Raw genomic sequence first — 23,014 nt, 5'->3', positions numbered from 1 at the left:
TTGACTCAGAACCAAGTCCCCGGACGCCGGAGTGCCCGGAGTGCCGTCCGCGAAACCAGCCCTCGGGACCAGCCGGAGCCCGGTGTGCCCCAAGAGGCGCCGCGCCGTCCCCGCGGAGAATCCCGCCGCGCGCTGCGCGCCGTGGAAGCCGTGGAAACCGCGGCGGTCCCGACGGCGACGCCCCCGGGCGGTGGCCGCCGCTTTGCCACGGCGATGCGCTACGGCCCCACCCTGACCACGGTCCGCACCGGCGTCCCTGGCCTGCCGTCCGCGGATGAATCGCAGGAACCCATCGCTCCGCCGGAGCCGCTCCTCGCCGCAACCGGAGGCTACCCGGCCCGTGTCCACCGCCGGTCCCTGGGGATCAGCCACAAGATCGCCGCGGTTGCCGCAGTCTCCGGACTGGCGTTGGCCGCCGCCTACCCGAATCTCGGTGGAGAGCCGGCCGGTGAGGAATCCGTGGCGCAGACGGCCGCCCCCGTTACCGATGTCAGTGTCCCGAAAGCCGACGGCTACGAGATCGTGCGCAGTTCCCTGACGAGCTCCTTCACGGAGGAGCAACAGTTGGATCACGTGATGTCGGCGTCCGGCGGCGACGTCACCAAGGTGGACACCGGTGGCGTGCTGGCGCAGCCGCTGGACTCCGTCCGCATCACCTCGCCGTTCGGAAACCGCGTTGATCCGGTCTCCGGATACGGGATTGTCTCGCACATCGGCCAGGACTACGGGGCGCAGTGTGGAACGCCGGTGAAGGCCGCCGCCGCCGGGACCGTCGTCCAGTCAGGTTGGGCCGGGCACTCGGGTAACCGCGTGCGGGTCGACCATGGCAATGGACTGGAGACCACCTATAACCACAACAGCAGCCTGAGCGTCGCGGTAGGGCAGAAGGTCGAGCGCGGCGACGTCGTCTCCGCCGTCGGAACCACCGGCAACTCCACCGGATGCCACCTGCACTTCGAGGTGCTGGTGAACGGCGGCGCCGTCGATCCCGCCGGCTGGCTCTAACCGTTTTTCGCGCCTCCGTCACCGGAAAAAGATCATTCCGTGACCTGAACGTGACTTTTACAGATATTTCAGATAGCTTAGAACACGTGCTGGATCGCCTATGGATCCAACACCCTCGCGCATAGTGCCGAACACTGCCACGCAGCGAGGTCCGTTCGTACTACACGCTTGGCAGTGGCGGGGGAACCAACTTTTGGGTCCGCAAGGATCCTTGGGGTTAAGTGCGCCAGGCCGGAATCCGGCCGGCGCACCGAGTGACTCCCACTCGAATCCGACAGCTCACCTCGCAGGCATTGGGAGAGGTAAATACATCGTGTCCAAGCGTCATGCCCTAGGTCGTCACCGCGCGACCCCAGTTCGTTCGAACCCCCTGGAATCCATTTCCAAGGCCGTTGCCTCTAACGCCGGATCCGTGGGTCGCCAGGCGGCGGTTATCGCCGCCGCATCCGGTCTGGTCCTGACCCTGGGTGTCCCCGCCCAGGCCACGCCGGCCGTCCGCGAAGCCGCAACCGTCCCGGCCAACACGCTGGCAGCGGAGCGCGTCTCCGTCAAGGCCGTCGCCGTTCCGGCGGCCGCGGCCGCGAAGTTCAAGATCGAGCGCGCCGACATCACCTCCACTCCGGCCCCGGAGCCGGAGCCGGCCCCCGAACCGGAGCCGGTCGTCGTCGCTGTCGCAGACACCGTCGAAGAGGACCGCGAAGCGGCCCCGATGACGCGTGCCTCCGCCACGGTCGAGGCGGAGCCAGCCGCGGCACCTGCAGCCGCTCCGGCTCCCGCAGCCGCACCAGCCCCCGCCGCCGCACCGGCCCCCGAGCCGGAGCCCGAAGTGGAGGCAGCGCCCAACGGAAGCCTCGCTGGCATTGCTTCCATGGCCCGCTCGTTCGAAGGTGCTCCCTATGTTTGGGGCGGCAACACGCCTTCCGGCTGGGACTGCTCAGGCTTCATCAAGTATGTCTATGCCCAGGCCGGCATCGACATCGCCCGCGGCACCTCCGCGATCCTGGCCTCCGGCCAGTTCGTGCGCACCAGCAGCCCGCAGCTGGGCGACCTGGTGTTCCAGAACGGTGGAGGCCACGTCGGCATCTACATCGGCAACGGAGAGATCATCGGCGCCCAGAACCCGAGCGTCGGCACCGTGATCCGCCCCGCGGACAGCCCGTACGGACCGCTCATGGGCTACTACACGCTGGCACGCTAACGCCACGACACACAGCCACACGCGATCGACCCCGCCCCTCCGGGCGGGGTCGGTCGCGTTTAAGGTTCCTGACACGGTTTTTGCCTTCCAGCGAGTCGGATCGGCCGGGGGAAGCGCTCTTGGGGCAGTCGGGATTAGGCTGGAACTCGCAAGCCAACGCTGAATGCCGCGAGCAGCGCAACACACCGTTACCCGCGGCTTCGTCAGGACAACGAGGAACGCCCATGCGAACCCTGGTACTGAATGCCGGCTACGAGCCGCTCGCCGTAGTCACCTTCCGCCGAGCGCTGTTGTTGGTGCTGTCCGGCAAGGCCAGCGTCCTGGCCGAGGACGACGACCCGGTGGTCGGACCGCGCAGCGTCATGGGACGCCCCTCGGTGATCCTGCTGAACCGCTATATCAAAGTCCCCTACCGGGGATCCGCCCACGTCACGCGACGCGGGGTGCTGCGGCGCGACGGCCACCACTGCGGATACTGCGGGCGCCACGCATCCACGGTGGACCACGTCCACCCGAGGTCGCTCGGCGGGCAGGACACGTGGGAGAACCTGGTCGCCTGCTGCCTGTCGTGCAACAGCGCCAAGGGACACAAGACGTTGCGGCAGCTGGGCTGGACCCTCAGGTGCAGGCCCGCGCCGCCGCGCGGCCCGCAGTGGTACATCACCGAACTCGAGCGGCCGGCGCCCGCCTGGCAAGAGTTCCTGGGGAGCGCCGCGGCATGAGATTCAATGCGGTGATCGTCGCGGGTGGCCGGGGGAGCCGCCTTGACGGGCGGTCCAAGCCCCTCCTGGTGCACAACGGAAAGACCCTCCTCGAACACGCGCTGCGGGCCGTGGCGGCGGCCGAACGCATCGCCGTGGTCGGACCGGCGGACCTGACGCCCGTGATCGAGCGGCACGACGCCGGCTACGTCGCCGGGACGCGTGCCCGTCCGCTGCTGCTCACCCGCGAGGAACCGACCTTCGGAGGCCCCGCAGCTGCCGTGGCCGCGGGTGTGCGGGCGCTGGCCGGGGACGCGTCCGAATGGCCCGAACTGACGGTGGTGCTGGCGGCGGACCTGATCGAGCCCGGGCCGGCCGTCGCCGGGGTGCTGGCCGCCGCGCGTGGGGACTTTGCCGCGGACGCCGCCTGGGTGCCGGTCGACGAGGGTGGGCGGCTCCAGCCGTTGAGCTGCGTCGTCGCGTCCGCCGGACTGGTCCGGGCGATCGAGGAGGCCGAAGGCGAGGCCGGCGGACTGGCGAACTCATCGATGATGCGTCTGCTTGCTAAGGTGCAGATAGTCCGTTTGTCCCTCGACGGGGTCGCTTACGACGACATCGACACGTGGGAGGACGCCGGACGCGCAGGAATCATCCTGCCCCCCAACGATGAGCGGTCCCGCAGCGGTGCCGCGACAGGAGGACAACGTGGCCGAGCACCCGGAACTTGAGCCGTGGGTGAGGGAACTGCTGGTGGCGTTCGAGCTGCCTGAAGCCCCGGTGGACACGGACGACGTGCTGGCCTTGGCGGGAGAAGCCGCGCATACGGTGGTCCGGCCGGCCGCGCCCCTGACCACCTACATCGCGGGGTACGCGGCCGGACTGGCGGCAGGGCACGGGATGGCCAGTGAGGAACAGTGCATGGCCTCGGCCGCCCAGCTGGTCCGAACGCTCCTCCAGCGACGCGCCGACGGCGGGAGCTGATGTCCGGAGCCGACTGGGAGGCGGCACGTCGCGGCGCATACGAGGCGGGCCGATCGCTCGCCGAACGCCTGCCTCCGCCCGCCGTCCATCCGCTCGCCGAGGCAACCGGCCGCGTGCTGGCCGCGCCGCTGGACGCGTTGCATCCCCTGCCCCACTACGCGTCCTCGGCGATGGACGGCTGGGCCGTCTCCGGCCGCGGTCCGTGGAACCTCGTGGCCGGTGCGGTGGGGCGGCATGCCGAGGCGGACGAACTCGGTCATGCCTTGTCGCCGGGGGAGGCCGCGCCGATCGTCACCGGCGGCGCGCTGCCCCGGGGCGCAACTGCCGTCCTGCGCCAAGAGCACGGGTTGCGGGACTCCGGCGGCCTCTTGCGCGCCGATATCGACCCCCCACACGGGAAGGACATCCGCCCGGCCGCCACCGAGGCGGAGACAGGGGCGATACTCCTGAGGGCAGGGACGCGGCTGAGCCCGGGAGGGGTCGCCGTCGCCGCGTTGGCCGGGCACGACGGCGTCCTGCTCGCCCCCGAGGTGCCGGTCCGGCTCGTGTACACGGGAGGGGAGGTCACCACCTCCGGCATCCCCCGTCCGGGGTTCGTGCGGGACGCGTTCGGTCCGGTCCTGCCAGCATGCGTGGCCGGGCTCGGAGGCCACGTCTCCTCCGTGGAGCGCATCGGCGACGACTTCGCAGAGACCGTCGCCGCCGTCGACGGACCGCGGGCGCGCGAAGCCTCCATCGTCGTGACTACCGGCGGCACGGGCGGTTCCGCGCTCGACCACCTGCGCCCCGCCGCGCGGCACCTCGGCGCCGAGCCGCTGGTCGACGGCGTCGCAGTGCGTCCGGGCCACCCGGCGCTGCTGGCCCGGCTGCCCGACGGCAGGCTGCTGCTGAGCCTGCCCGGCAACCCGCTGGCGGCCCTCGCCGCGGTGGCGACACTGCTGGAACCCGCCCTCCGCGGCGCCGCCGGCCGGCCGGCGTCGTCCCCCCTGGACGCATTCAGCGCCACGGAACACCCGGCGCTGCCCGGGCGTCACCGGATCATCCCCGCGAAGTGGGCGACCGCCGGCCCGCCGTGCACGCTCGAGCCCGCCCGGCACACGGGTTCGGCGATGATGCGGGGCCTCGCGGAGGCGGACGCGCTGCTGGTCGTGCCGCCCGGGGGACTGACCGCGGGCGGGCCCGCCACGTACCTGCCGCTACCGTGGTAGCGTCGCGGTAATAGCGCCGGAAGTGGCACAGGCCACGGCCGGCGCACGGTTGCGCAAGGAGGCCCCCATGGGACGACTGACCCAACGCCGTAGGGTCGTCCGGCTGTCGCTGGAACACGGCGAACGCACACGCGAAGAGACCATGGCGGCGGAGGAGCCGCTGGAGATCCGCGTCGACGGGCGTGCCTTCAGCGTCACCATGCGCACGCCCGGGCACGACTTCGACCTGGTCGCCGGCTTCCTGAACGGGGAGGGCATTGTCTGGGCCACCGAGCATGTGCAGAGCCTGCGGTTCTGCGCCGGCGAGGACGAGAACGGGCGGCAGACGTTCAACGTCGTCGAGGCCCAGCTGGGCCCGGGTGCCGCAACCCCGGACCCGTCCCTGGACCGCCACGTGTACACGTCAAGTTCCTGCGGAATCTGCGGCACCGCCTCGATCGACGCCGTCGCCAAGAGCGCCCGCCTGCCGCTCGACGCGTCCGGCGGCGTGATCCGGCTCGAGACGCTGCTCGGACTGCCGGACACGCTCCGCGCGGGCCAGGACCTCTTCTCCAAGACCGGCGGCGTCCACGCCGCCGGCCTCTTCGACACCGAAGGGAACCTGCTGTGCCTGCGCGAGGACGTGGGGCGCCACAACGCCGTCGACAAGGTCGTCGGATGGGCGCTTCGCGAAGGCCGCCTCCCTCTGGCGGACACCGTGCTGCAGGTCTCCGGCCGCGCCTCGTTCGAACTGGTGCAGAAGGCCCGCCTCGCCGGCATCCCCGTACTGGCCGCCGTGAGCGCGCCCTCCTCGCTGGCCGTCGAGTTGGCGGACCGCGAAGGAGTCACCCTCGCCGCGTTCAGCCGCGGCAAGAGCATCAACGTCTACACCCACCCCGAACGCGTTCTCGCGTCCGCAGTCCACGAAGCCAGGAGCAAGGCATGAACCGATCGGCACCCGTCGATGACATCAACGAGAACGACCTCGTTGTCCACGCGCCGAAGACGTCGGCGGCCGGCGTCAAGGCGGTGATGGTCGCCCTGGACCGCGGTTTCTCTCAGGCCGGCGTCTCGCGGACGGTGCGATCGATGCTGCGCGTGAACCAGCGCAACGGCGTCGACTGCCCGGGCTGCGCCTGGCCGGAGTCCATCACCGGGGCGCGCAAGCCCGCCGAATTCTGCGAGAACGGCGCAAAGGCGCTCGCCGAGGAAAACACCACGCGGACCGCCGACCCCGCCTGGTGGGGCTCCCACTCCATCGAGGAACTGTCCGGGAAGACGGAGTACTGGCTCGGCAACCAGGGCCGCATCACGGAGCCGATGGCCATCCGCGAGGGCGAAACCCACTACTCTCCGATCTCCTGGGCGGATGCGTTCGCCACCATCGGCGAGCACATCAACGCCACGACGCCGGACCGCTGCGTCTTCTACACCTCGGGCCGCACGGCCAACGAGACGGCGTTCATGTACCAGCTCTTCGCGCGCAGCCTCGGAACGAACAACCTGCCGGACTGCTCCAACATGTGCCACGAATCCTCCGGCACGGCGATGAACCCCACCATCGGCATCGGCAAGGGAACCGTCTCCCTCGAGGACTTCGACCACGCCGAGCTGATCTTCGTCGTCGGTCAGAACCCCGGCACCAACCACCCGCGGATGCTCTCGGCGTTGGCCGACGCGCGGCGCAAGGGCGCCAAGGTGGTGGCCGTGAACCCGCTGCCGGAGGCGGGCCTGCTGAACTTCAAGGATCCGCAGTCGCTGAGGGGCGCAATAGGCAACGGGGACACGATCGCCGACGAGTTCCTGCAGATCAAGGTGGGCGGGGACCTGGCGCTTTTCCAGGCCTTCGGGCACCTGCTGCTGCAGGAGGAGGAACGCGTCCCCGGCTCCGTCGTGGACCGCGCCTTCGTCGACGCGCAGACCGACGGCTTCGCCGAATACGCAGCCGCCCGCGCCGAACTGGACTGGGACGCCACCGAGGAGGCCACGGGGCTTTCCCGCATGGAGATCTCCGCGATCGCCGGGATGCTGGCCAAGTCCAAGGGGACCATCATCTGCTGGGCGCTGGGCCTGACCCAGCAGCCGCACTCCGTCAACACGCTGCGCGAGATCGTCAACCTGCTGCTGCTGCAGGGCAACTTCGGCAAGCCCGGCGCGGGAGCGTGCCCGGTCCGCGGCCACTCCAACGTGCAGGGCGACCGCACCATGGGTATCTGGGAGAAGCCCTCGGAGAAGCTGCTTGCCGCGATCGACGCCGAGTTCGGCATCGAAAGCCCCCGCGCCCACGGGTACGACTCCACGGAGACGGTCGAGGCGTTCGAGGAGAACGACGTCGACGTGTTCGTTTCCATGGGAGGGAACTTCTCGCTGGCGTGCTCCGACACCGAGGCGCTAGAGGCCGGCATGCGCCGCGCCGGGCTCACGGTGCACATCTCCACCAAGCCGAACCGCTCGCACGTGGTCCACGGCAAGACCTCCATCATCCTGCCGACGCTGGGCCGGACCGACCGCGACGACAAGCACCCGGGCGGACCGCAGTTCGTGTCCGTGGAGGACTCGATGTCCGTGGTGCACACCAGCCAGGGCCGCCTGGCGCCCATCTCCAGGCATCTCCTCGCCGAGCCCGTGATCGTGGCGCGCATGGCGCAGGCCGTCTTCGGCCCAAACCACGCCGTGGACTGGAAGGCCATGGCGGAGGACTACGACGTGGTCCGCGACCACATTTCCCGCGTGCTGCCCGGCTTCGAGGACTTCAACGCCCGGGTGCGGGGCAGGAACGGGTTCGTGCTGCCCAACCCGCCCCGCGACACGCGGACGTTCGCGACCGACATCGGCAAGGGCAGGTTCACGGTGAGCCCGCTGGAGTACCTCACGCCCCCGCCCGGGCACCTGGTCCTGCAGACCATGCGCAGCCACGACCAGTACAACACCACCTTCTACGGGTTGGACGACCGCTACCGGGGGATCTCCGGCGGCCGCCGCGTGATCCTGGTCCACCCCGAGGACCTGGCCGAACTCGGCGTCAAGGACCGGGACCTGGTGGACGTGGTCTCCACGTTCGGCGGCACCGAGCGCCGCGCCAACCGCTTCCGGCTGGTCGCCTACCCGACCGCCCGCGGCTGCGCGGCGGCCTACTTCCCCGAGGCCAACGCGTTGGTGCACCGCGGGCTCGTCGCGCGCGAATCGAACACCCCCGGCTACAAGGCGATGATGGTCCGATTCCTGCCGCACACGCGCGAGCCGGGAAGCACCTTCGACGAGAGGCTCTAACCTGCCATGTCCGGCCACGGGCGTCCGGAGCCGCGCACGGTGGTCCTGCTTCCGGGCACGCTGGTCCCAACCACGGCATACGACGTCGTGGCGGCGCGGCTCGTTGCCCGCGGCGGGTTCGATCCCGTGCCCTTCGACTGGATGCGCGACGTGCCCCAACCCACGCTCGAGTCCGTGGCGGACGCCGTCGCCGGGCTGATCGGAGAGCGGGGGCACGGGCCGGCCACGGTCGTCGGGCATTCGACCGCCGGCGCCGTCGCGGCGCTGACGGCACTGGCCCACCCGGACCTCGTGGCCGGGCTGGTGTTGGTCGACTCGGGCCCGAACATGCGCGCGCACTCTTCGATCGACGACATGCTCGCCGGACTGCGCGCCGCCGTGACGGACGCCCAATGGCGGGGATTCGCGTGGCTGAACATCGCGTCCGGGACTCCGGCGCAGCGGGAATCCTGGATCGACTCGATGGTTCGGTACAGCCGCCTCGTGGGTCCGGAGCCGGCGGTGTCCATGCTGGAGAGCCAGTACGCCGCGGATTTCCTCGCCCCGGGGCGCATCGCCGGGCTGCCGGAGGGCCGGATACCGGCCGAGGGGCTGCCGGTGGAGCTGCTGCACGGCGAGCTGGATGCCAAGCGCAAGCCCGTGGACTCGCGGGCATGGCAGGCCGTGTTCCCCGATGCGGACTTCACCCTCGTTCCCGGCTGCGGGCACACGCCGCCGCTGGAGGCGCCGGCCGACGTTGAGCGGGCCGTCATGCGGCTTCAGGAGCGGCTCCACACGTAGGATGGAGGGTCGGGGCGGTCGCCCCGACGCCGGAGGGAGCGCAACGCACATGAGCATGGAACACGCGGCCTGGGGGTCGATCTGGAGGCTTTCCTCCGCCGACGGGGGAAGGCAGTTCACGCCGGGAACGCTGCGCCGCGTCGTCGACTTCGCGAGGCAGTACCGGGGCCGGCTCACCGCGTTCATCCTCATCTCGGTGGTTGCCGCCGTGCTGGCCGTGGCCACCCCGGTCCTGGCCGGCCAGGTGGTGGACGCGATCGTGGCAGGGGGACCCGCCTCCACGATCATCCGTCTTGCGGTGCTGATCGCCGTTGTCGCCGTCGCCGAGGCCGGCGTCACCATCCTGACCCGGTGGCTGTCCTCCAGCCTCGGTGAACAGGTGATCTACGACCTGCGCACGCGCGTGTTCGACCATGTGCAGCGCATGCCCATTGCCTTTTTCATGCGGACCCGGACCGGGGCGCTGGTCAGCCGGCTCAACAACGACGTCATCGGCGCGCAGTCGGCATTCGCCGGGACGCTGTCCGGGGTGGTGAGCAACGTCGTCGCGCTGGCTCTGACCGCGGGCGTGATGCTGAGCACGTCGTGGCAGGTGACGGTGCTGTCCGTCCTGATGCTGCCGATCTTCCTCATCCCCGCGCGCCGCATGGGCCTCACCCTGGCGCGGCTGCGGCGTGAGGCCGCGGACCACAACGCCACCATGGGCACGCAGATGACCGAGCGGTTCTCGGCCCCGGGTGCGACGCTCGTCAAGCTCTTCGGCCGGCCCGAGGCGGAATCCGGCGAATTCGCGACGCGGGCCGCCCGCGTGCGGGACATTGGCGTGAAGATGGCGATGCGGCAGTTCCTCTTCGTCTCCGCGCTGACCCTCGTTGCGGCCCTCGCGCTGGCGCTCGTCTACGGGCTGGGCGGCATCTACGCCCTGCGTGGGGAACTGGCCGCGGGCGACGTCGTGACGCTGGCCCTGCTCCTCACCCGCCTCTACGCGCCGCTGACGGCCCTGGCCAACGCACGCGTGGAGATCATGAGCGCGCTGGTGAGCTTCGACCGCGTCTTCGAAGTGCTGGACCTCAAGCCGCTCATAGAGGAGAAGCCGGACGCGCGGCCGCTGCCCGCCGGACCGATTTCGGTGCGCTTCCGGGACGTGCGCTTCGGGTACCCCGGCGCGGATAAGGTCTCGCTGGCGTCGCTGGAGGACGTCGCGGTCCTGGACACCCGCGGCGGCGAGGAGGTGTTGCACGGCGTGGACTTCGAGGTGGAGGCCGGAAAGACGTATGCGCTGGTGGGGTCCTCGGGCGCCGGCAAATCCACGATCGCGCAACTTCTGGCGCGGCTGTACGACGTCGATTCCGGCGCCGTGGAGCTGGCCGGAGTCGACGTCCGCGACACGACGTTCGCCTCGCTGCGGGACACCGTGGGCATGGTGACCCAGGACGGGCACCTGTTCCACGAGACGATCGGCGCGAACCTGCGCCTCGCCGCGCCGGAGGCCGGCGACGACGAGTTGTGGGGCGCCCTGACCCGGGCGCGGCTCGAGGATCTGGTGCGGTCGCTGCCGGACGGGCTGGACACCATGGTGGGGGAGCGCGGCTACCGCCTCTCCGGCGGCGAACGCCAACGCATGACCATTGCGCGGCTCCTGCTGGCCGCCCCGCGCGTGGTGCTGCTGGACGAGGCGACCGCGGCGCTGGACTCCACGAACGAGGCCGCCGTGCAGGCCGCGCTCGGCGAGGCGTTGGCGGGGCGCACCGCAGTCGTCATCGCGCACCGGCTCTCGACGGTCCGTTCGGCCGACGCGATCCTGGTTATCGAGGAGGGCCGGATCGTCGAACGCGGGACGCACGGGGAACTTCTGGCCGAGGGCGGCCGCTACGCCGAGCTCTATCGGACGCAGTTCGCCGACGCGTAGCCGCTCCGGCGCGGCGCGGTACTAGCCGTGACGCGTCCGCAGCAGCTCCGGCAGCACGTGGTCGCGCAGCAGGGGCGCGATGTCCGTGCGGCGCAGGGCGGACTCCGGCGACTCCCACACCATTTCCTCCAGCTCGGCCGCGACGCGCGGCTCGCCGTCGAGCATCGCGCCGAAGAGGTGGGCGCGGATGTCCGTGTCCGCCTCGTTCGCGGCCGGGCCCGACCAATCGCCCAGCGGGACCAGATCCCGCGGCGCGACGACGAGTCCCAGTTCCTCGTGGAGTTCGCGCAGCGCCGCCGCATTTGGGGCCTCGCCGGGCTCGAGCTTGCCGCCGGGCTGCATGAACACCGTTGTGCCGCGCTTGCGCACCAGCAGGATGCGCCCGGAGCCGTCCAGCAGGCGGACGGCGGCGACGGTCAGGACGGTTGGCATGCCGCCCAGCCTAGCAACGCGGCGCGCCTCTGGTTCCGACTGAACCAGTAAGGCCTACTCATCTGTATTATCAAAGTGATTCGCCCTGTGGCGCCGGAGATGTTGGGGACGTTGTTCCGGAAACAACGCCAGGGCAACGGCAGTCCGATGCGGAACGAATATGGAGACCAGATGCAGCGCGGCACCAACCTCGGCCGGCTCGGCGATTTCAACCAGGCGGTCATTTTCGAGTCCATCCGGCGCGCCCGCGACGGCGTCAGCCGCGTGGAACTCGCTGAGTCGACGGGGCTTTCCCCGCAGACCATCTCCAACGTGGTCAGGCGCCTGTTGGACGACGGACTCGTCCGCGAGGACCGCACCGTGGTGTCCGGGCCCGGAAAGCCCCGGACCGTGCTCGAGCTGGAGGCCGACCGGCTCATGGCGATCGGCATCCACTTCGACCCGGGCCTGATCTCAGTGGTGATGGTCGACCTCCGCGGCGACGTGGTCGCCTCGGAACGACTGGACACGCCATCGGTCGAAGACCCCGAGAGCACCATGGCCCTGATCGCCAAGTCGGCGGAGGCGCTGATCGCCGAATCGGGGCAGGCGAGGGACCGGATCGTCGGAGTCGGCGTCGCCGTGCCGGGTCCGCTCGATTCCGGCCGCGGAGTCGTGGTGGGCCCGCCCCTGCTGGACGGCTGGACCGAGGTGGAGATCGTCAAGCCATTGAAGGACTTGCTGCGGCTGGACGTCGTGATGGAGAAGGACACGATCGCCGCGTCCATCGCCGAGCTCTGGAACGGCACGAATGAGGAGAACAGAGCCAACTTCGTCTGCGTCTACGGCGGGACCGGTGTCGGCGTGGGCATCGTCCTCGGCGGCGAGGTGATGCGCGGGGTCAGCAACAACGCCGGAGAGATCGGCCACTACTCGGTGGGCGAGGAAACCTTCCCCTGCGTGTGCGGACGCAACGACTGCCTGGCAGGCGCCCTGTCCTTCGACAACCTGTCGCGCCAAGCCTCCGCAGCCGGCCTGGACCTAGGGGCGAACGCCGACGGAACCGTAGCGGAGCGCGCCGCCGCACTGAACCGCTTGGTGCAGCTTGCCGGCGAAGGCAACGAAGCCGCAGTGGAGCTGGTCATCCGGTGCGCCTCGCTCATCGCGAACATGGTGGCCCAACTGGTCAACGCCCTGGATGTGGACCGGGTGGTCATCGGCGGGCCCGTCTGGTCGCGGGTCAGCGACCTCTGCCTGGACACGGTCGCCGGAATCATCAACGAGCGTTTCACCGCCAAGGCGATCCACGGTATCCGGGTGGAAACCTCCAAGCTGGGACACCGCAACGCGGCCATCGGCGGGGCGTGCGCGGTGCTCGACGCGGCCCTTTCCCCGAAGGCGAGCGCCCTCTTGTTGCGCTGAACCTGTTGCGCTGGAGTTGACGCCTTGTGACCAACGGATTGACTTCGCATCTCTATTGGATTTAGATAATGGGGTGGTGTTGCGGCAACCTAACCGCCCACCGCCGCGGCAGAGCGGGTCTCAGATGCCGTCGCGGCTGGTGGGAGAACGGCGGTTTGGCTGTCGGGGGACAACGCCCACAGGGCCACCGGCCGGTTAACGCTGAAGATGATGCATAGGGAGCCATCTGACTCTGAACCGGCCGGTGGCCCTACTCTTTTGCCGACTCGACGGACCGGCCCCTCGAGGGAGCGGCGTCCATGGTGCCCCTGACCGGAATTGAACCGATGGCCTACCCTTTAGGAGAGGGTCGCTCTATCCAACTGAGCTACAGGGGCTTGGTCGCCGGCGCTGTGGTGCGCGGCGGACAGCAACCATACTAGCGGGAGCCGGCCGCGTCGTTCCAAATGCCCGCCGGTCCGGCGAGCTAGGACAATCCGGCTCCGGACCACTTCGCCCGGAACGTGGACACGAAGGACCGAATCAGGGCAAAGCCGGCGACGCCCACCGTGCCGAACAGCAGGATCCATCGCGTGGTCGTCAGGGCGCTGGCCAGGGCGATCGCGCCGGCGTCCGCCGGACCGGCCAGGATCCCGTCGATCGCGGCGTTCTCCCACAGGTCGGTGACCGCGAACAGCATCGGCACGGCCCACAGGGACCACCGCAGCGCGCCACGGGCCACGTGGATGTTGACCGCCAGCATGGTGATCAGCGCCAGGAAGAGCGGGAACAGCAGCCCCGCGGTCTTGTGGAGGTAGTTCAGTTGGCCGCGGGCCGCGTCGTCCATCGCCGCGCGAAGGGCCTCGACCTGGGCGGGGCCGTAGCCCCCGATGAGCTGGTCGGGAACCGTGAGCCCGCCGGTGAGGTCGGCCATCTGGTTCAGCGTCAGCAGGTGGTAGTACCAAAACAGCAGGGTCGCCGCGATGAAGCCGGCCACCAGGATCAGGTTCCCGTTGGACTCCGCCGCCTGCGGGCTCCGCGACGTTGTGCCGTTGACCACGGCCCCGCCGGCTCCGGGGCGGGGTGCGGCGCGGCCCGACACCTGCGGCGGGGGATTCCCGGCCGGACCGGCTGGCTTGCGGTTTTTCTTTGGGCGGCGGCGCTGGCCGGACTTTTTCGACATCCCCCCAGTATGCGGGCCGGGGCCGCGCGTCCCGGTCCGCGGGCACCGGAGGGTGGGCCCGCGGCTGTGGATGGCCGCCCCTTGCGTCGTACCCTAACCGTAGACTGGGGGCACCATGGATTTCCTTTTCGACGACTTTTCCGCGCCGCCCAGCCGACCCGCCCGACCCGATGCCGCGGCCCTCCTCGAGGGACTGAACCCGGAGCAGGAGCAGGCCGTGAGGCACGCGGGCTCGCCGCTGCTCATCGTCGCCGGCGCCGGCTCCGGCAAGACGCGCGTGCTCTCCCACCGGATCGCCTACCTGCTCGCCACGGGCCGCGCCCGGCCGCACGAGATCCTGGCGATCACGTTCACCAACAAGGCGGCCGCCGAGATGCGCGAACGCATCGGCGCGCTGGTGGGTCCGGACTCGGACCGCATGTGGATCTCCACGTTCCACTCCTCCTGCGTCAAGATCCTGCGCCGCGAGGCGCCGTCGGTGGGGCTGAAGTCGAACTTCTCCATCTACGACTCCGCAGACTCCCTCCGGCTGATCACGATGGTCGCCAAGGGCCTGGACCTGGACCCGAAGAAGTTCGCGCCCAAGGCGATGGCGCACAAGATCTCGGCGCTGAAGAACGAGCTGATCGACGACGAGGACTTCGCGGCCACGGCCGGCGGTGGGGAACCGTTTACGGCGGCAGTCGCCGAGGTCTACCGCGGCTACACGCAGCGGTTGCGGCAGGCCAACGCCATGGACTTCGACGACCTGATCGGCCAGGTGGTCAACATCTTCCGCGCCTTCCCGGGCGTCGCCGACAACTACCGCCGCCGCTTCCGCCACGTCATGGTGGACGAGTACCAGGACACCAACCACGCCCAGTATTCGCTGGTGCGCGAGCTGACGGGACCCGGCGGCCACACCCCCGGGGGCGAGCTGACCGTGGTCGGGGACTCGGACCAGTCCATCTACGCGTTCCGCGGCGCGGACATCCGCAACATCGTCGAGTTCGGCAAGGACTACCCGGACGCGGAAACCATCAAGCTGGAGCAGAACTACCGCTCGACCCAGAACATCCTGACCGCGGCCAACGCCGTGATCTCCCTGAACCCGGACCGCCCGGAGAAGCGGCTGTGGACCGCGGAGGGCGACGGCGCGAAGATCGTCGGCTATGTGGGGGAGTCGGAGCAGGACGAGGCGCGCTGGATCGCCGAGGAGATCCTCCGGCTCAACGACGAGGACGGCATCCGTCCGGGCGACGTCGCGGTGTTCTACCGGACCAACGCGCAGTCCCGCTCCCTGGAGGAGCAGCTGATGCGCGTGGACCTGAAGTACAAGGTGGTCGGCGGCACCCGCTTCTACGACCGCAAGGAGGTCAAGGACGCCCTCGCGTACCTGCGGGTGCTCGTGAACCCCGAGGACGATATCAACGTCCGGCGGATCCTCAACGAACCCAAGCGCGGCATCGGCGACCGGGCCGAGTACGCCGTGGCGGCGCTGGCCCAGCGCGAGCGGATAGCCTTCCTGGAGGCGCTGCGCCGGGCCGAGGAGGCCCCCGGGCTGGCCACGCGGAGCCTGAAGTCCGTGGCGTCGTTCGTGAAGATCATCGACGATCTCGCCGTGGTGGCCGAGGGCTCCGGTGCGGCCGCGTCGCTCGAGGCCGTCCTGGAGCAGACCGGCTACCTGGAGATGCTGCGCAAGTCCGACGACCCGCAGGACGAATCCCGCGTGGAGAACCTGGCCGAGCTGGTCGCCGTGGTCCGCGACTACGAGCGGGACAACCCCGAGGGGGCGCTCGGCGATTTCCTGGAGCAGGTGTCGCTGGTGGCGGACGCGGATTCCATTCCTGACGCGCCCACGGACGCCGAGGGTGCGGAGATGGCCCGGCAGGAGGGGGTCGTCACGCTCATGACGCTGCACACGGCCAAGGGGCTGGAGTTCCCGGTCGTGTTCCTCACGGGCATGGAGCACGGCATCTTCCCGCACCAGCGCTCGATGACGGACCCCAAGGAGCTCGCCGAGGAACGCCGGCTCGCCTACGTCGGCCTGACCCGCGCACGACGCCGGCTCTACGTCACGCGCGCCGAGTACCGGAGCCTGTGGGGCCAGGCGCAGTACAACCCGGCCAGCCAGTTCCTCGAGGAGATCCCGGCGCCGCTGCTCGACTGGAAGCGCGAGGGCGCGGTCCGCACGCCGATGGGCGGCTTCGGCGGGTCGCTCCGCAAGGACTTCGCCACCAGCCGGTACGACGCCGGATCCCACTGGGGCGCCGGATCGGGCGCCGGCGGCGGGCGGTCGGATTCGCGTCGCGCCGGGGACGCCGAGGGGTCGGCGCTGCGCACCGTCCCGACCGCGCGCGCCGCCGGACGGGTGCAGCCCCAGAAGGAGGTGGTCGCCCTGTCCGTGGGGGACAAGGTCAGCCACTCGACGTTCGGGGACGGCGTCGTGCTGGCGCTCGAGGGCGCCGGGGACAAGACGGTCGCGAAGGTGAAGTTCGCGGCCGAGGAGAAGCGCCTGCTGCTGCGGTACGCGCCGCTGACGAAGTCCGCCTGAGCAGCGGGCCCCATACCGCGAAACGTGACCTCTCTACAAACCGTAGAACTGTGCCCTTCCTCACTAAAGGGTTAGTCTGAACGCGGCGTCTTGCGCCCAGGGACTAAAGTTCCACTTGGAGCCTGCGGGGCAACCGTGCCGCTCTCCAAGCCAAAACGACTTCGACGTAGAAGGACACCAAGCCCGTGGACCTGTATGAATACCAGGCGCGCGATTTGTTTGAGGCGCACGGAGTACCCGTGCTTGCCGGCATCGTTGCGTACACCCCCGAAGAAGCCAAGGCCGCTGCCGAGAAGATCGGCGGCGTCGTCGTCGTCAAGGCGCAGGTCAAGGTAGGCGGCCGCGGGAAGGCCGGCGGCGTCAAGGTCGCGAAAAACGCCGACGAGGCGTTCGCCTACGCGTCCGACATCCTCGGGATGGACATCAAGGGCCACACGGTCAACAAGGTCATGATCGCCCAGGGCGCCGACATCGCCGAGGAGTTCTACTTCTCGGTGCTGCTGGACCGCGCCAACCGCAACTACTTGGCCATGTGCTCGGTCGAAGGCGGTGTGGAGATCGAGGTGCTCGCCGTCGAGCGCCCCGAGGCCCTCGCGAAGGTCGCCGTCGACCCCGGCGTCGGGATCGACCAGGCCAAGGCCGACGAGATCGTCGACGCCGCCGGCTTCGCCCCGGAACTGCGCGCCCAGGTCGCCGACGCGATCCTCAAGCTCTGGGACGTGTTCGTCAAGGAAGACGCCACGCTCGTTGAGGTCAACCCGCTCGTCAAGACCGGCGCCGGCGAGATCATCGCGCTGGACGGCAAGGTCTCCCTGGACGAGAACGCCTCCGAGGTCCGGCACCCGGACCACGAGGAGTTGGAGGACAAGGGCGCCGCGGATCCGCTTGAGGCCAAGGCCAAGGAATCCGGCCTGAACTACGTCAAGCTCGACGGCCAGGTGGGCATCATCGGCAACGGCGCCGGACTGGTCATGTCCACGCTGGACGTCGTCGCCTACGCCGGCGAGAGCCACGGCGACGTCAAGCCCGCCAACTTCCTTGACATCGGCGGTGGAGCCTCAGCCGAGGTCATGGCGGCCGGGCTGGACGTCATCCTCAACGACGAGCAGGTCAAGAGCGTGTTCGTGAACGTCTTCGGTGGCATCACCGCGTGCGACGCGGTCGCCAACGGCATCGTCAAGGCCCTGGAGATCCTGGGCTCGAAGGCCACCAAGCCGCTCGTCGTCCGACTGGACGGCAACAACGTAGACGAGGGCCGCCGCATCCTGCGCGACGCCAACCACCCGTTGGTCACCCTCGCCACGACCATGGACGAGGGCGCCGACAAGGCCGCCGAACTGGCGAACGCCTAAGGATCAGGGGAAACAAACATGGCTATCTTCATCAATAAGGATTCCAAGGTCATCGTCCAGGGCATCACCGGCGGCGAGGGCTCCAAGCACACCGCGCGCATGCTGCACGCGGGCACCCAGGTCGTCGGCGGCGTGAACGCCCGCAAGGCCGGCACCACGGTCACCCACGGCGACAAGGAGATCAAGGTCTTCGGCGCGGTCGCCGAGGCCATGGCCGAGACCGGCGCGGACGTGTCGATCGTCTTCGTCCCGCCGAAGTTCACCAAGGACGCCGTCGTCGAGGCCATCGAGGCCGGCATCGGCCTCGTCGTGGTCATCACCGAGGGCGTGCCCGTGCAGGACGCGGCCGAGTTCTGGGCCCTGGCCCAGTCCAAGGTCGACGCCGACGGCAAGCAGGTCACGCGCATCATCGGCCCGAACTGCCCCGGCATCATCACCCCCGGCGAGTCGCTGGTCGGCATCACCCCGGCGAACATCACCGGCAAGGGCGGCGTGGGCCTGGTCTCCAAGTCCGGCACCCTGACCTACCAGATGATGTACGAACTGCGCGACCTCGGCTTCTCCACCGCCATCGGCATCGGCGGCGACCCGGTCATCGGCACCACCCACATCGACGCCCTCGCGGCGTTCGAGGCGGACCCGGAGACCAAGGCGATCGTCATGATCGGCGAAATCGGCGGCGACGCAGAGGAGCGTGCCGCGGAGTTCATCAAGCACAACGTCACGAAGCCGGTCGTCGGCTACGTGGCCGGCTTCACCGCTCCCGAGGGGAAGACCATGGGCCACGCCGGCGCCATCGTCTCCGGCTCCTCCGGAACGGCGCAGGCCAAGAAGGAGGCCCTCGAGGCCGCGGGCGTCAAGGTCGGCAAGACCCCGTCCGAGACCGCGCACCTGCTGCGCGAGGTCTACCCGGAGCACGAGGAAGCCTCGAACCTCTAGGAACCGCGCCTCCCGCCGACGCGGGAGAACGGAAAGCGTTGACGCGTGTGGCCCGGACCCCTTTGGGGGCCGGGCCACACGCGTTCCGGCCCTAGGAGGCGGACTGGCGGTCCAACGCGAAGAAGCTGGTGCCGACCCGCTCGAAGGCGCCGGGAACCAGCACCCGCTCCAGGCCGGGGTTCCACTCCACGGGCACCCCGGGCGCGTCCAGTGCCTCGGGCGCGGCGGCAACGAGGGTGTCGATGTCGTTCGCGGCGAGGAGCCACTCGATCCCGCCGCTGGCGATCCGCGCCAGGCGGCGTTCGGGGCAGAGCCGCAGTGTGGCCCCGATCCAGTCGTTGGCGAAGCGAGGCGTCGTGTGCGCGGCGGTGCCGCGCAGCGCCGGAGGCCGTGGAGCGGACGCGGGATGCGCCGCTCCCACGGGATGCGCCGGCACTCCGGAGCGGGCCGGTGGGTGTGACAGGTGGGTGTTGTGCAGCGGGGCCACGGCGGACCTTTCGGATCGTCCTTGCCCGCGGCGGCTGCCGTGGGCCGCTTCGTCATCCGAACCACCCGCCGAACAATCCGGGACGCGATCCTGGTGGATCCCGCCCGCACTTGGGGTTGGTGCATGGCCAGTCGGAGCTTTGCGCCGGAGGGTTCCTCCGGCGCTGCCATGTCTCGTGAAGCTGGTTCCAGCCTAGCGCGTACGCCGGACGCCGCGCGGTGGGAACCCCATGTTGCGTAGCGGGCCGACATGTTGCTTCACACGCGCGGCTAGTCCTTCAGGAGGTCGCGGATGTCCTGCGCGGTCATGGCGGACCCGAAGCCCTCGCCCTCGTCCATCACCGAGGAGATCAGCTGCCGCTTCGCGTCCTGCAGCGCCACGACCTTCTCCTCGATCGTGTCCTTGGCGACCATCCGGTAGACCATCACGTTGCGGGTCTGCCCGATGCGGTGCGCGCGGTCCACGGCCTGGGACTCGGCTGCCGGGTTCCACCACGGGTCCAGCAGGAAGCAGTAGTCCGCCTCGGTCAGGTTCAGCCCGAAGCCGCCTGCTTTGAGCGAGATGAGGAACACGGGCGCCTGCCCGGACTTGAACGCCTTGATGACGTCGGGACGGTTGCGGGTGGAACCGTCCAGGTACGTGTACTCCACGTTCTCCGCGTCCAAACGGGCCGCCGCCTTCTTCAGGAAGGAGGTGAACTGGCTGAAGACCAGGGCGCGGTGTCCCTCCGCCAGGACGTCCTCGAGCTGCTCGAACAGCACGTCCAGCTTGGCCGAGGGCACGCCGGCGTACTCCGGATCCACCAGCGAGGCGTCCAGGGACAGCATCCGCAGCGTGGTTAGGGACTGGAAGATGGTGAAGCGGTTCTTGTCCATGTCCTCGACGAGGCGCAGGATCTTCTGCCGCTCGCGCTGGAGGTGCGTGTCGTAGATCTTGCGGTGCTTCGGCGCGAGCTCCACGTGCAGCACCTGTTCCTGCTTGGGCGGCAGGTCGGTGACCACGGCGGCCTTGGTGCGGCGGAGCATGAACGGCCGGATGCGGCGGCGCAGCCTCGCCAGCGGCTCGCCGAGCCCCTGCTTCTCGATGGGGCGCTGGAAGTGCTCGGCGAACCGCAGGCCGGAGGGGAACAGCCCGGGGGAGACGATCGCGAAGATCGACCACAGCTCCATCAGGTTGTTCTCCATCGGCGTGCCGGTGATGGCCAGCTTGAAGCGCGCGTCGAGGTCGCGGGCCGCGTGGTGCGCCTTCGTGGCCTTGTTCTTGACGAACTGCGCCTCGTCCAGGATCAGACCGGCCCAGGCGACGGACTGGTAGGCCTCGGCGTCGAGGCGGAAGAGGGTGTAGGAGGTCACGACGACGTCGTACTCCCCGGCCAGCGCCGCCAGCGAACGCGTCGCGCGTGACTGGGTGTCCGCGACCGTCGCGACCCGAAGGTCCGGCGAGAACCGCGCGGCCTCGTCAGCCCAGTTGGACACGACCGACGTCGGCGCGACCACCAGGAAGGGCCCCGGAACCAGCGGGCTGGACGACGCCGGCGCTCCGGCCTCGGCGGCGGCGACGCGTCCCGGTGTGGCCGAGTCCGCGGACGCCCCGGTGGCCCACTGTTCCTTGGCGTGCAGGATCAGGGCGAGCGCCTGCAGGGTCTTGCCCAGGCCCATGTCGTCGGCAAGCACGCCGCCGAGGCCGTTGCGCCACAGCATGGCGAGCCATTCGAAGCCCTCGCGCTGGTACGGCCGCAGCTCGGCGCGCAGACCCGCGGGCAGGTCCACGGGTCCGGCCTCGGCCACGTTCATCAGGGCCGCGACGCCGGAGTGCCAGGAGTCCGGGCCCTCGGTGTGCGTGGCCAGTTCGTCGAGCTCCTCCCACAGGGATGCCTGGTAGCGCGTGATGCGCAGTTCGTTGGTCTTGTCGTGCAGCTGCGAGGCCTCGCTGACCAGTTCGCGCAGCTTGTCGAACAGCGGGTGTTCGAGCGAGAAGTACGTCTTGTCCGGCAACAGCATGCGGGTCTGCCCGCGGGAGAGCGCACGCAGGATCTCGCTGAAGGGCAGGCGGCGTTCGCCGACCGCGATGACCAGCCCCAGATCGAACCAGTCGCGGCGCTCGGACTCGACCGTGGTGACGGTGAGCTCGGGCGCCTCGGTCAGCTCGCGGTATTCGGGTTCGTTGCCGGTCTGGTCGACGACGACGCCCTCGAGCGCGCGGAGTGCCGGCAGGATGCGCCGGACGAAGTCCACCGTGTCCAGGCCGCGCAGCGTGCGGGGGGCCAGCACGCGGCCGGCCAGCGCGGGGGAGTCCTCCAGCACCGCGAGGGCGGAGTTCTCCAGCGCGGCCTCGGCCTCGGCGTCGCGGGTGTCGGCGTCCACGGGCACCGGCCCGTAGTCGAAGTCCCAGTCCAGTTCGGCGGCGTCGCCGCCCGGGTAGCGCACTCGCAGCAGCAGCTTCGGCGGAAGGATGTCCGGCAGGTCCACGGAACGGTCGGGACTGACGACGGCGATGCGCCGTCCCAGCCTCGGGTAGACCTTCGCGATGAAATCCTCGACGTCGGCGGCGGGAACCTCGATCGCCTCGGGCCGCCGGAGCAGTTCCAGCTCGGTGGGGTCCAGCCGCCCCTCCACGGGGGAGAGGAGGATCAGCGAGCCGTCCGCGCTGGCGGCGTAGATCCCGTGGTTTCCGATCGCGCCGGCCGGAAGCTGCGGCTCCAGGGCGACGACCTGGCCGTCGATGGACAGGGTCGGGACGAGCGTGAGGCCGGCGTCGGCTGCCGGGCGGAAGGCGGACAGCGCGACGGCGGCCGGTGCGCCGAGTTCCACCGTGGTGTCGGCGCGCGCGGCGATGAGCGCGATGCCGAGTTCGGCCGATTCGGCCAGCAGCGCCCACAGCAGGGGAGAGCTGAACTCGTCCAGGTACAGCCAGTCGTTGTCCTCGCCGAAGTAGAGCTGCCCGTTGGCGCGGTAGAGGGGTACGAACTGGCAGAACCAGCGGTGCTGCTCGGGGTCCAGATTCAGGCCGTACGTCTTGAAGCTGATGGTGTTCCAGCGCAGGTTCCCGCGGACCCAGCGGCCGTTTCCGGACTGGACCATCGGGCGGACACCGAGCCGCCAGCGGTGCGCGGCGGCGCGCTGGTGCCCGACGCCGGATCCCGGCGCCCATTGCCGGTGGGCCTGCAGCGTGGTGTCCTGCAGTTCGAACTGCAACGCCATGGCCTGCGGGTGGGACTTGTCGCCCGGCTTCTGTCCGCGGTTGGCGGCCGCCGCCGCGTTGGCCGTGGCCGTTGCGGCCCGCGCTCCGGCGCCGAGCAGCCCGTTGAGGCTCTCCCGCCAGGCCGGGGCAGGGGCCGGAGCGGTGTTTTCGAAGAACACGTCGCGCGAGCGCAGGTGCAGGGTGTTCGAGTGGATGAGCAGCGCCGCGCCGTGCTTGCAGTTGGTGCCCACGGGGCAGCTGCAGCTGCTTCCGGCGACCGTCCAGGCCTCGCCCTTGCGGGCAAGGGACACCGCGCAGGCGTACGCCGCCGCGTCGGTGCCCTGCACCCGGCCCGAGAGTCGCCCGCTGGGGTCCCACTCGAAGTTCCCGATGTGCTCGGTGTTGGCGTAGGCCTTGCCCCGGGTGAACGCCGCACCGCCGACAACGCGGAGGATCTCACGTGCGTCGACGAGGGGAAATTCGGGTTCGGCCATCCT

The 23,014-nt window shown here is 70.0% G+C and carries 18 protein-coding genes, 1 tRNA gene and 1 riboswitch; of the genes, 14 read left to right on the top strand and 5 right to left on the bottom strand.

Going from position 1 to position 23,014, the window contains the following annotated elements:
• From ACHAAJ_RS05980 to ACHAAJ_RS05935, 10 genes are all read left to right on the top strand, one after another.
• Positions 1–1,005, top strand: a complete 1,005-nt coding sequence (locus ACHAAJ_RS05980) for a M23 family metallopeptidase (RefSeq protein ID WP_435727084.1) — start codon at positions 1–3, stop codon at positions 1,003–1,005.
• Positions 1,006–1,153: 148 nt separating this feature from the next.
• A riboswitch (cyclic di-AMP (ydaO/yuaA leader) is annotated at positions 1,154–1,312 on the top strand.
• Between the two features lie 105 nt (positions 1,313–1,417).
• The gene (locus ACHAAJ_RS05975) at positions 1,418–2,203 is read left to right on the top strand and encodes a C40 family peptidase (RefSeq protein WP_435727083.1); all 786 of its coding nucleotides are present in this window, start codon (positions 1,418–1,420) and stop codon (positions 2,201–2,203) included.
• A gap of 224 nt (positions 2,204–2,427) precedes the next feature.
• The gene (locus ACHAAJ_RS05970; protein ID WP_435727082.1) at positions 2,428–2,925 is read left to right on the top strand and encodes an HNH endonuclease; all 498 of its coding nucleotides are present in this window, start codon (positions 2,428–2,430) and stop codon (positions 2,923–2,925) included.
• Entirely contained in the window at positions 2,922–3,632 is a 711-nt protein-coding gene (gene mobA / locus ACHAAJ_RS05965; RefSeq protein ID WP_435727081.1) for a molybdenum cofactor guanylyltransferase, read from the top strand. The genes ACHAAJ_RS05970 and mobA overlap by 4 nt, the downstream gene beginning before the upstream one ends.
• Positions 3,610–3,885, top strand: a complete 276-nt coding sequence (locus tag ACHAAJ_RS05960) for a DUF6457 domain-containing protein (RefSeq protein WP_435727080.1) — start codon at positions 3,610–3,612, stop codon at positions 3,883–3,885. The genes mobA and ACHAAJ_RS05960 overlap by 23 nt, the downstream gene beginning before the upstream one ends.
• Positions 3,885–5,093, top strand: a complete 1,209-nt coding sequence (locus ACHAAJ_RS05955; RefSeq protein WP_435727079.1) for a molybdopterin molybdotransferase MoeA — start codon at positions 3,885–3,887, stop codon at positions 5,091–5,093. The genes ACHAAJ_RS05960 and ACHAAJ_RS05955 overlap by 1 nt, the downstream gene beginning before the upstream one ends.
• 67 nt (positions 5,094–5,160) lie before the next feature.
• Positions 5,161–6,018 carry a formate dehydrogenase accessory sulfurtransferase FdhD gene (gene fdhD / locus ACHAAJ_RS05950; protein WP_435727078.1) on the top strand — a complete coding sequence of 286 codons (858 nt, stop codon included), beginning with the start codon at positions 5,161–5,163 and terminating at the stop codon, positions 6,016–6,018.
• Entirely contained in the window at positions 6,015–8,342 is a 2,328-nt protein-coding gene (locus ACHAAJ_RS05945) for an FdhF/YdeP family oxidoreductase (protein WP_435727077.1), read from the top strand. Before fdhD ends, ACHAAJ_RS05945 begins: the two co-directional genes overlap by 4 nt.
• Before the next feature lie 6 nt (positions 8,343–8,348).
• On the top strand, positions 8,349–9,122 hold the full coding sequence (locus ACHAAJ_RS05940; protein WP_435727076.1) for an alpha/beta fold hydrolase: 774 nt from the start codon (positions 8,349–8,351) through the stop codon (positions 9,120–9,122).
• Positions 9,123–9,171: 49 nt separating this feature from the next.
• Positions 9,172–11,031 (top strand): ABC transporter ATP-binding protein, encoded by a 1,860-nt coding sequence (locus ACHAAJ_RS05935; RefSeq protein ID WP_435727075.1) that lies wholly within the window; start codon positions 9,172–9,174, stop codon positions 11,029–11,031.
• Between the two features lie 21 nt (positions 11,032–11,052).
• On the opposite strand, the gene ACHAAJ_RS05930 is transcribed toward ACHAAJ_RS05935, so the two are convergent.
• A complete protein-coding gene (locus ACHAAJ_RS05930; protein ID WP_435727074.1) occupies positions 11,053–11,463 on the bottom strand; it encodes an NUDIX hydrolase in 411 nt (136 codons plus the stop codon).
• 171 nt (positions 11,464–11,634) lie between these two features.
• Between ACHAAJ_RS05930 and ACHAAJ_RS05925 the strand changes: the two genes are divergently transcribed.
• Entirely contained in the window at positions 11,635–12,864 is a 1,230-nt protein-coding gene (locus tag ACHAAJ_RS05925) for an ROK family transcriptional regulator (RefSeq protein ID WP_435727073.1), read from the top strand.
• Positions 12,865–13,164: 300 nt separating this feature from the next.
• Here ACHAAJ_RS05925 and ACHAAJ_RS05920 read toward each other — a convergent pair.
• Positions 13,165–13,241 (bottom strand) — tRNA-Arg (locus ACHAAJ_RS05920).
• Between the two features lie 89 nt (positions 13,242–13,330).
• Entirely contained in the window at positions 13,331–14,026 is a 696-nt protein-coding gene (locus tag ACHAAJ_RS05915) for a hypothetical protein (RefSeq protein ID WP_435727072.1), read from the bottom strand.
• A gap of 115 nt (positions 14,027–14,141) precedes the next feature.
• Between ACHAAJ_RS05915 and pcrA the strand changes: the two genes are divergently transcribed.
• The 3 genes from pcrA (at position 14,142) to sucD (ending at position 18,850) form a co-directional block, all read left to right on the top strand.
• Entirely contained in the window at positions 14,142–16,559 is a 2,418-nt protein-coding gene (pcrA, locus tag ACHAAJ_RS05910; RefSeq protein ID WP_435727071.1) for a DNA helicase PcrA, read from the top strand.
• A 185-nt stretch (positions 16,560–16,744) separates the two neighbouring features.
• A complete protein-coding gene (sucC, locus tag ACHAAJ_RS05905; protein WP_435727070.1) occupies positions 16,745–17,911 on the top strand; it encodes an ADP-forming succinate--CoA ligase subunit beta in 1,167 nt (388 codons plus the stop codon).
• Between the two features lie 18 nt (positions 17,912–17,929).
• Entirely contained in the window at positions 17,930–18,850 is a 921-nt protein-coding gene (gene sucD / locus ACHAAJ_RS05900) for a succinate--CoA ligase subunit alpha (protein WP_435727069.1), read from the top strand.
• Positions 18,851–18,941: 91 nt separating this feature from the next.
• On the opposite strand, the gene ACHAAJ_RS05895 is transcribed toward sucD, so the two are convergent.
• Together ACHAAJ_RS05895 and ACHAAJ_RS05890 are read right to left on the bottom strand one after the other, a co-directional pair.
• On the bottom strand, positions 18,942–19,337 hold the full coding sequence (locus ACHAAJ_RS05895) for a hypothetical protein (protein WP_435727068.1): 396 nt from the start codon (positions 19,335–19,337) through the stop codon (positions 18,942–18,944).
• Between the two features lie 269 nt (positions 19,338–19,606).
• A complete protein-coding gene (locus tag ACHAAJ_RS05890) occupies positions 19,607–23,011 on the bottom strand; it encodes a DEAD/DEAH box helicase (protein ID WP_435727067.1) in 3,405 nt (1,134 codons plus the stop codon).
• Positions 23,012–23,014: the final 3 nt, after the last annotated feature.

The sequence above is a fragment of the Arthrobacter arnarulunnguaqae genome, from assembly GCF_051262515.1.
Classification (GTDB): domain Bacteria; phylum Actinomycetota; class Actinomycetes; order Actinomycetales; family Micrococcaceae; genus Arthrobacter_N.
The sequence above is the reverse complement of the archived record's forward strand: the minus strand, read 5'-3'. Positions and strand labels throughout refer to the sequence as shown.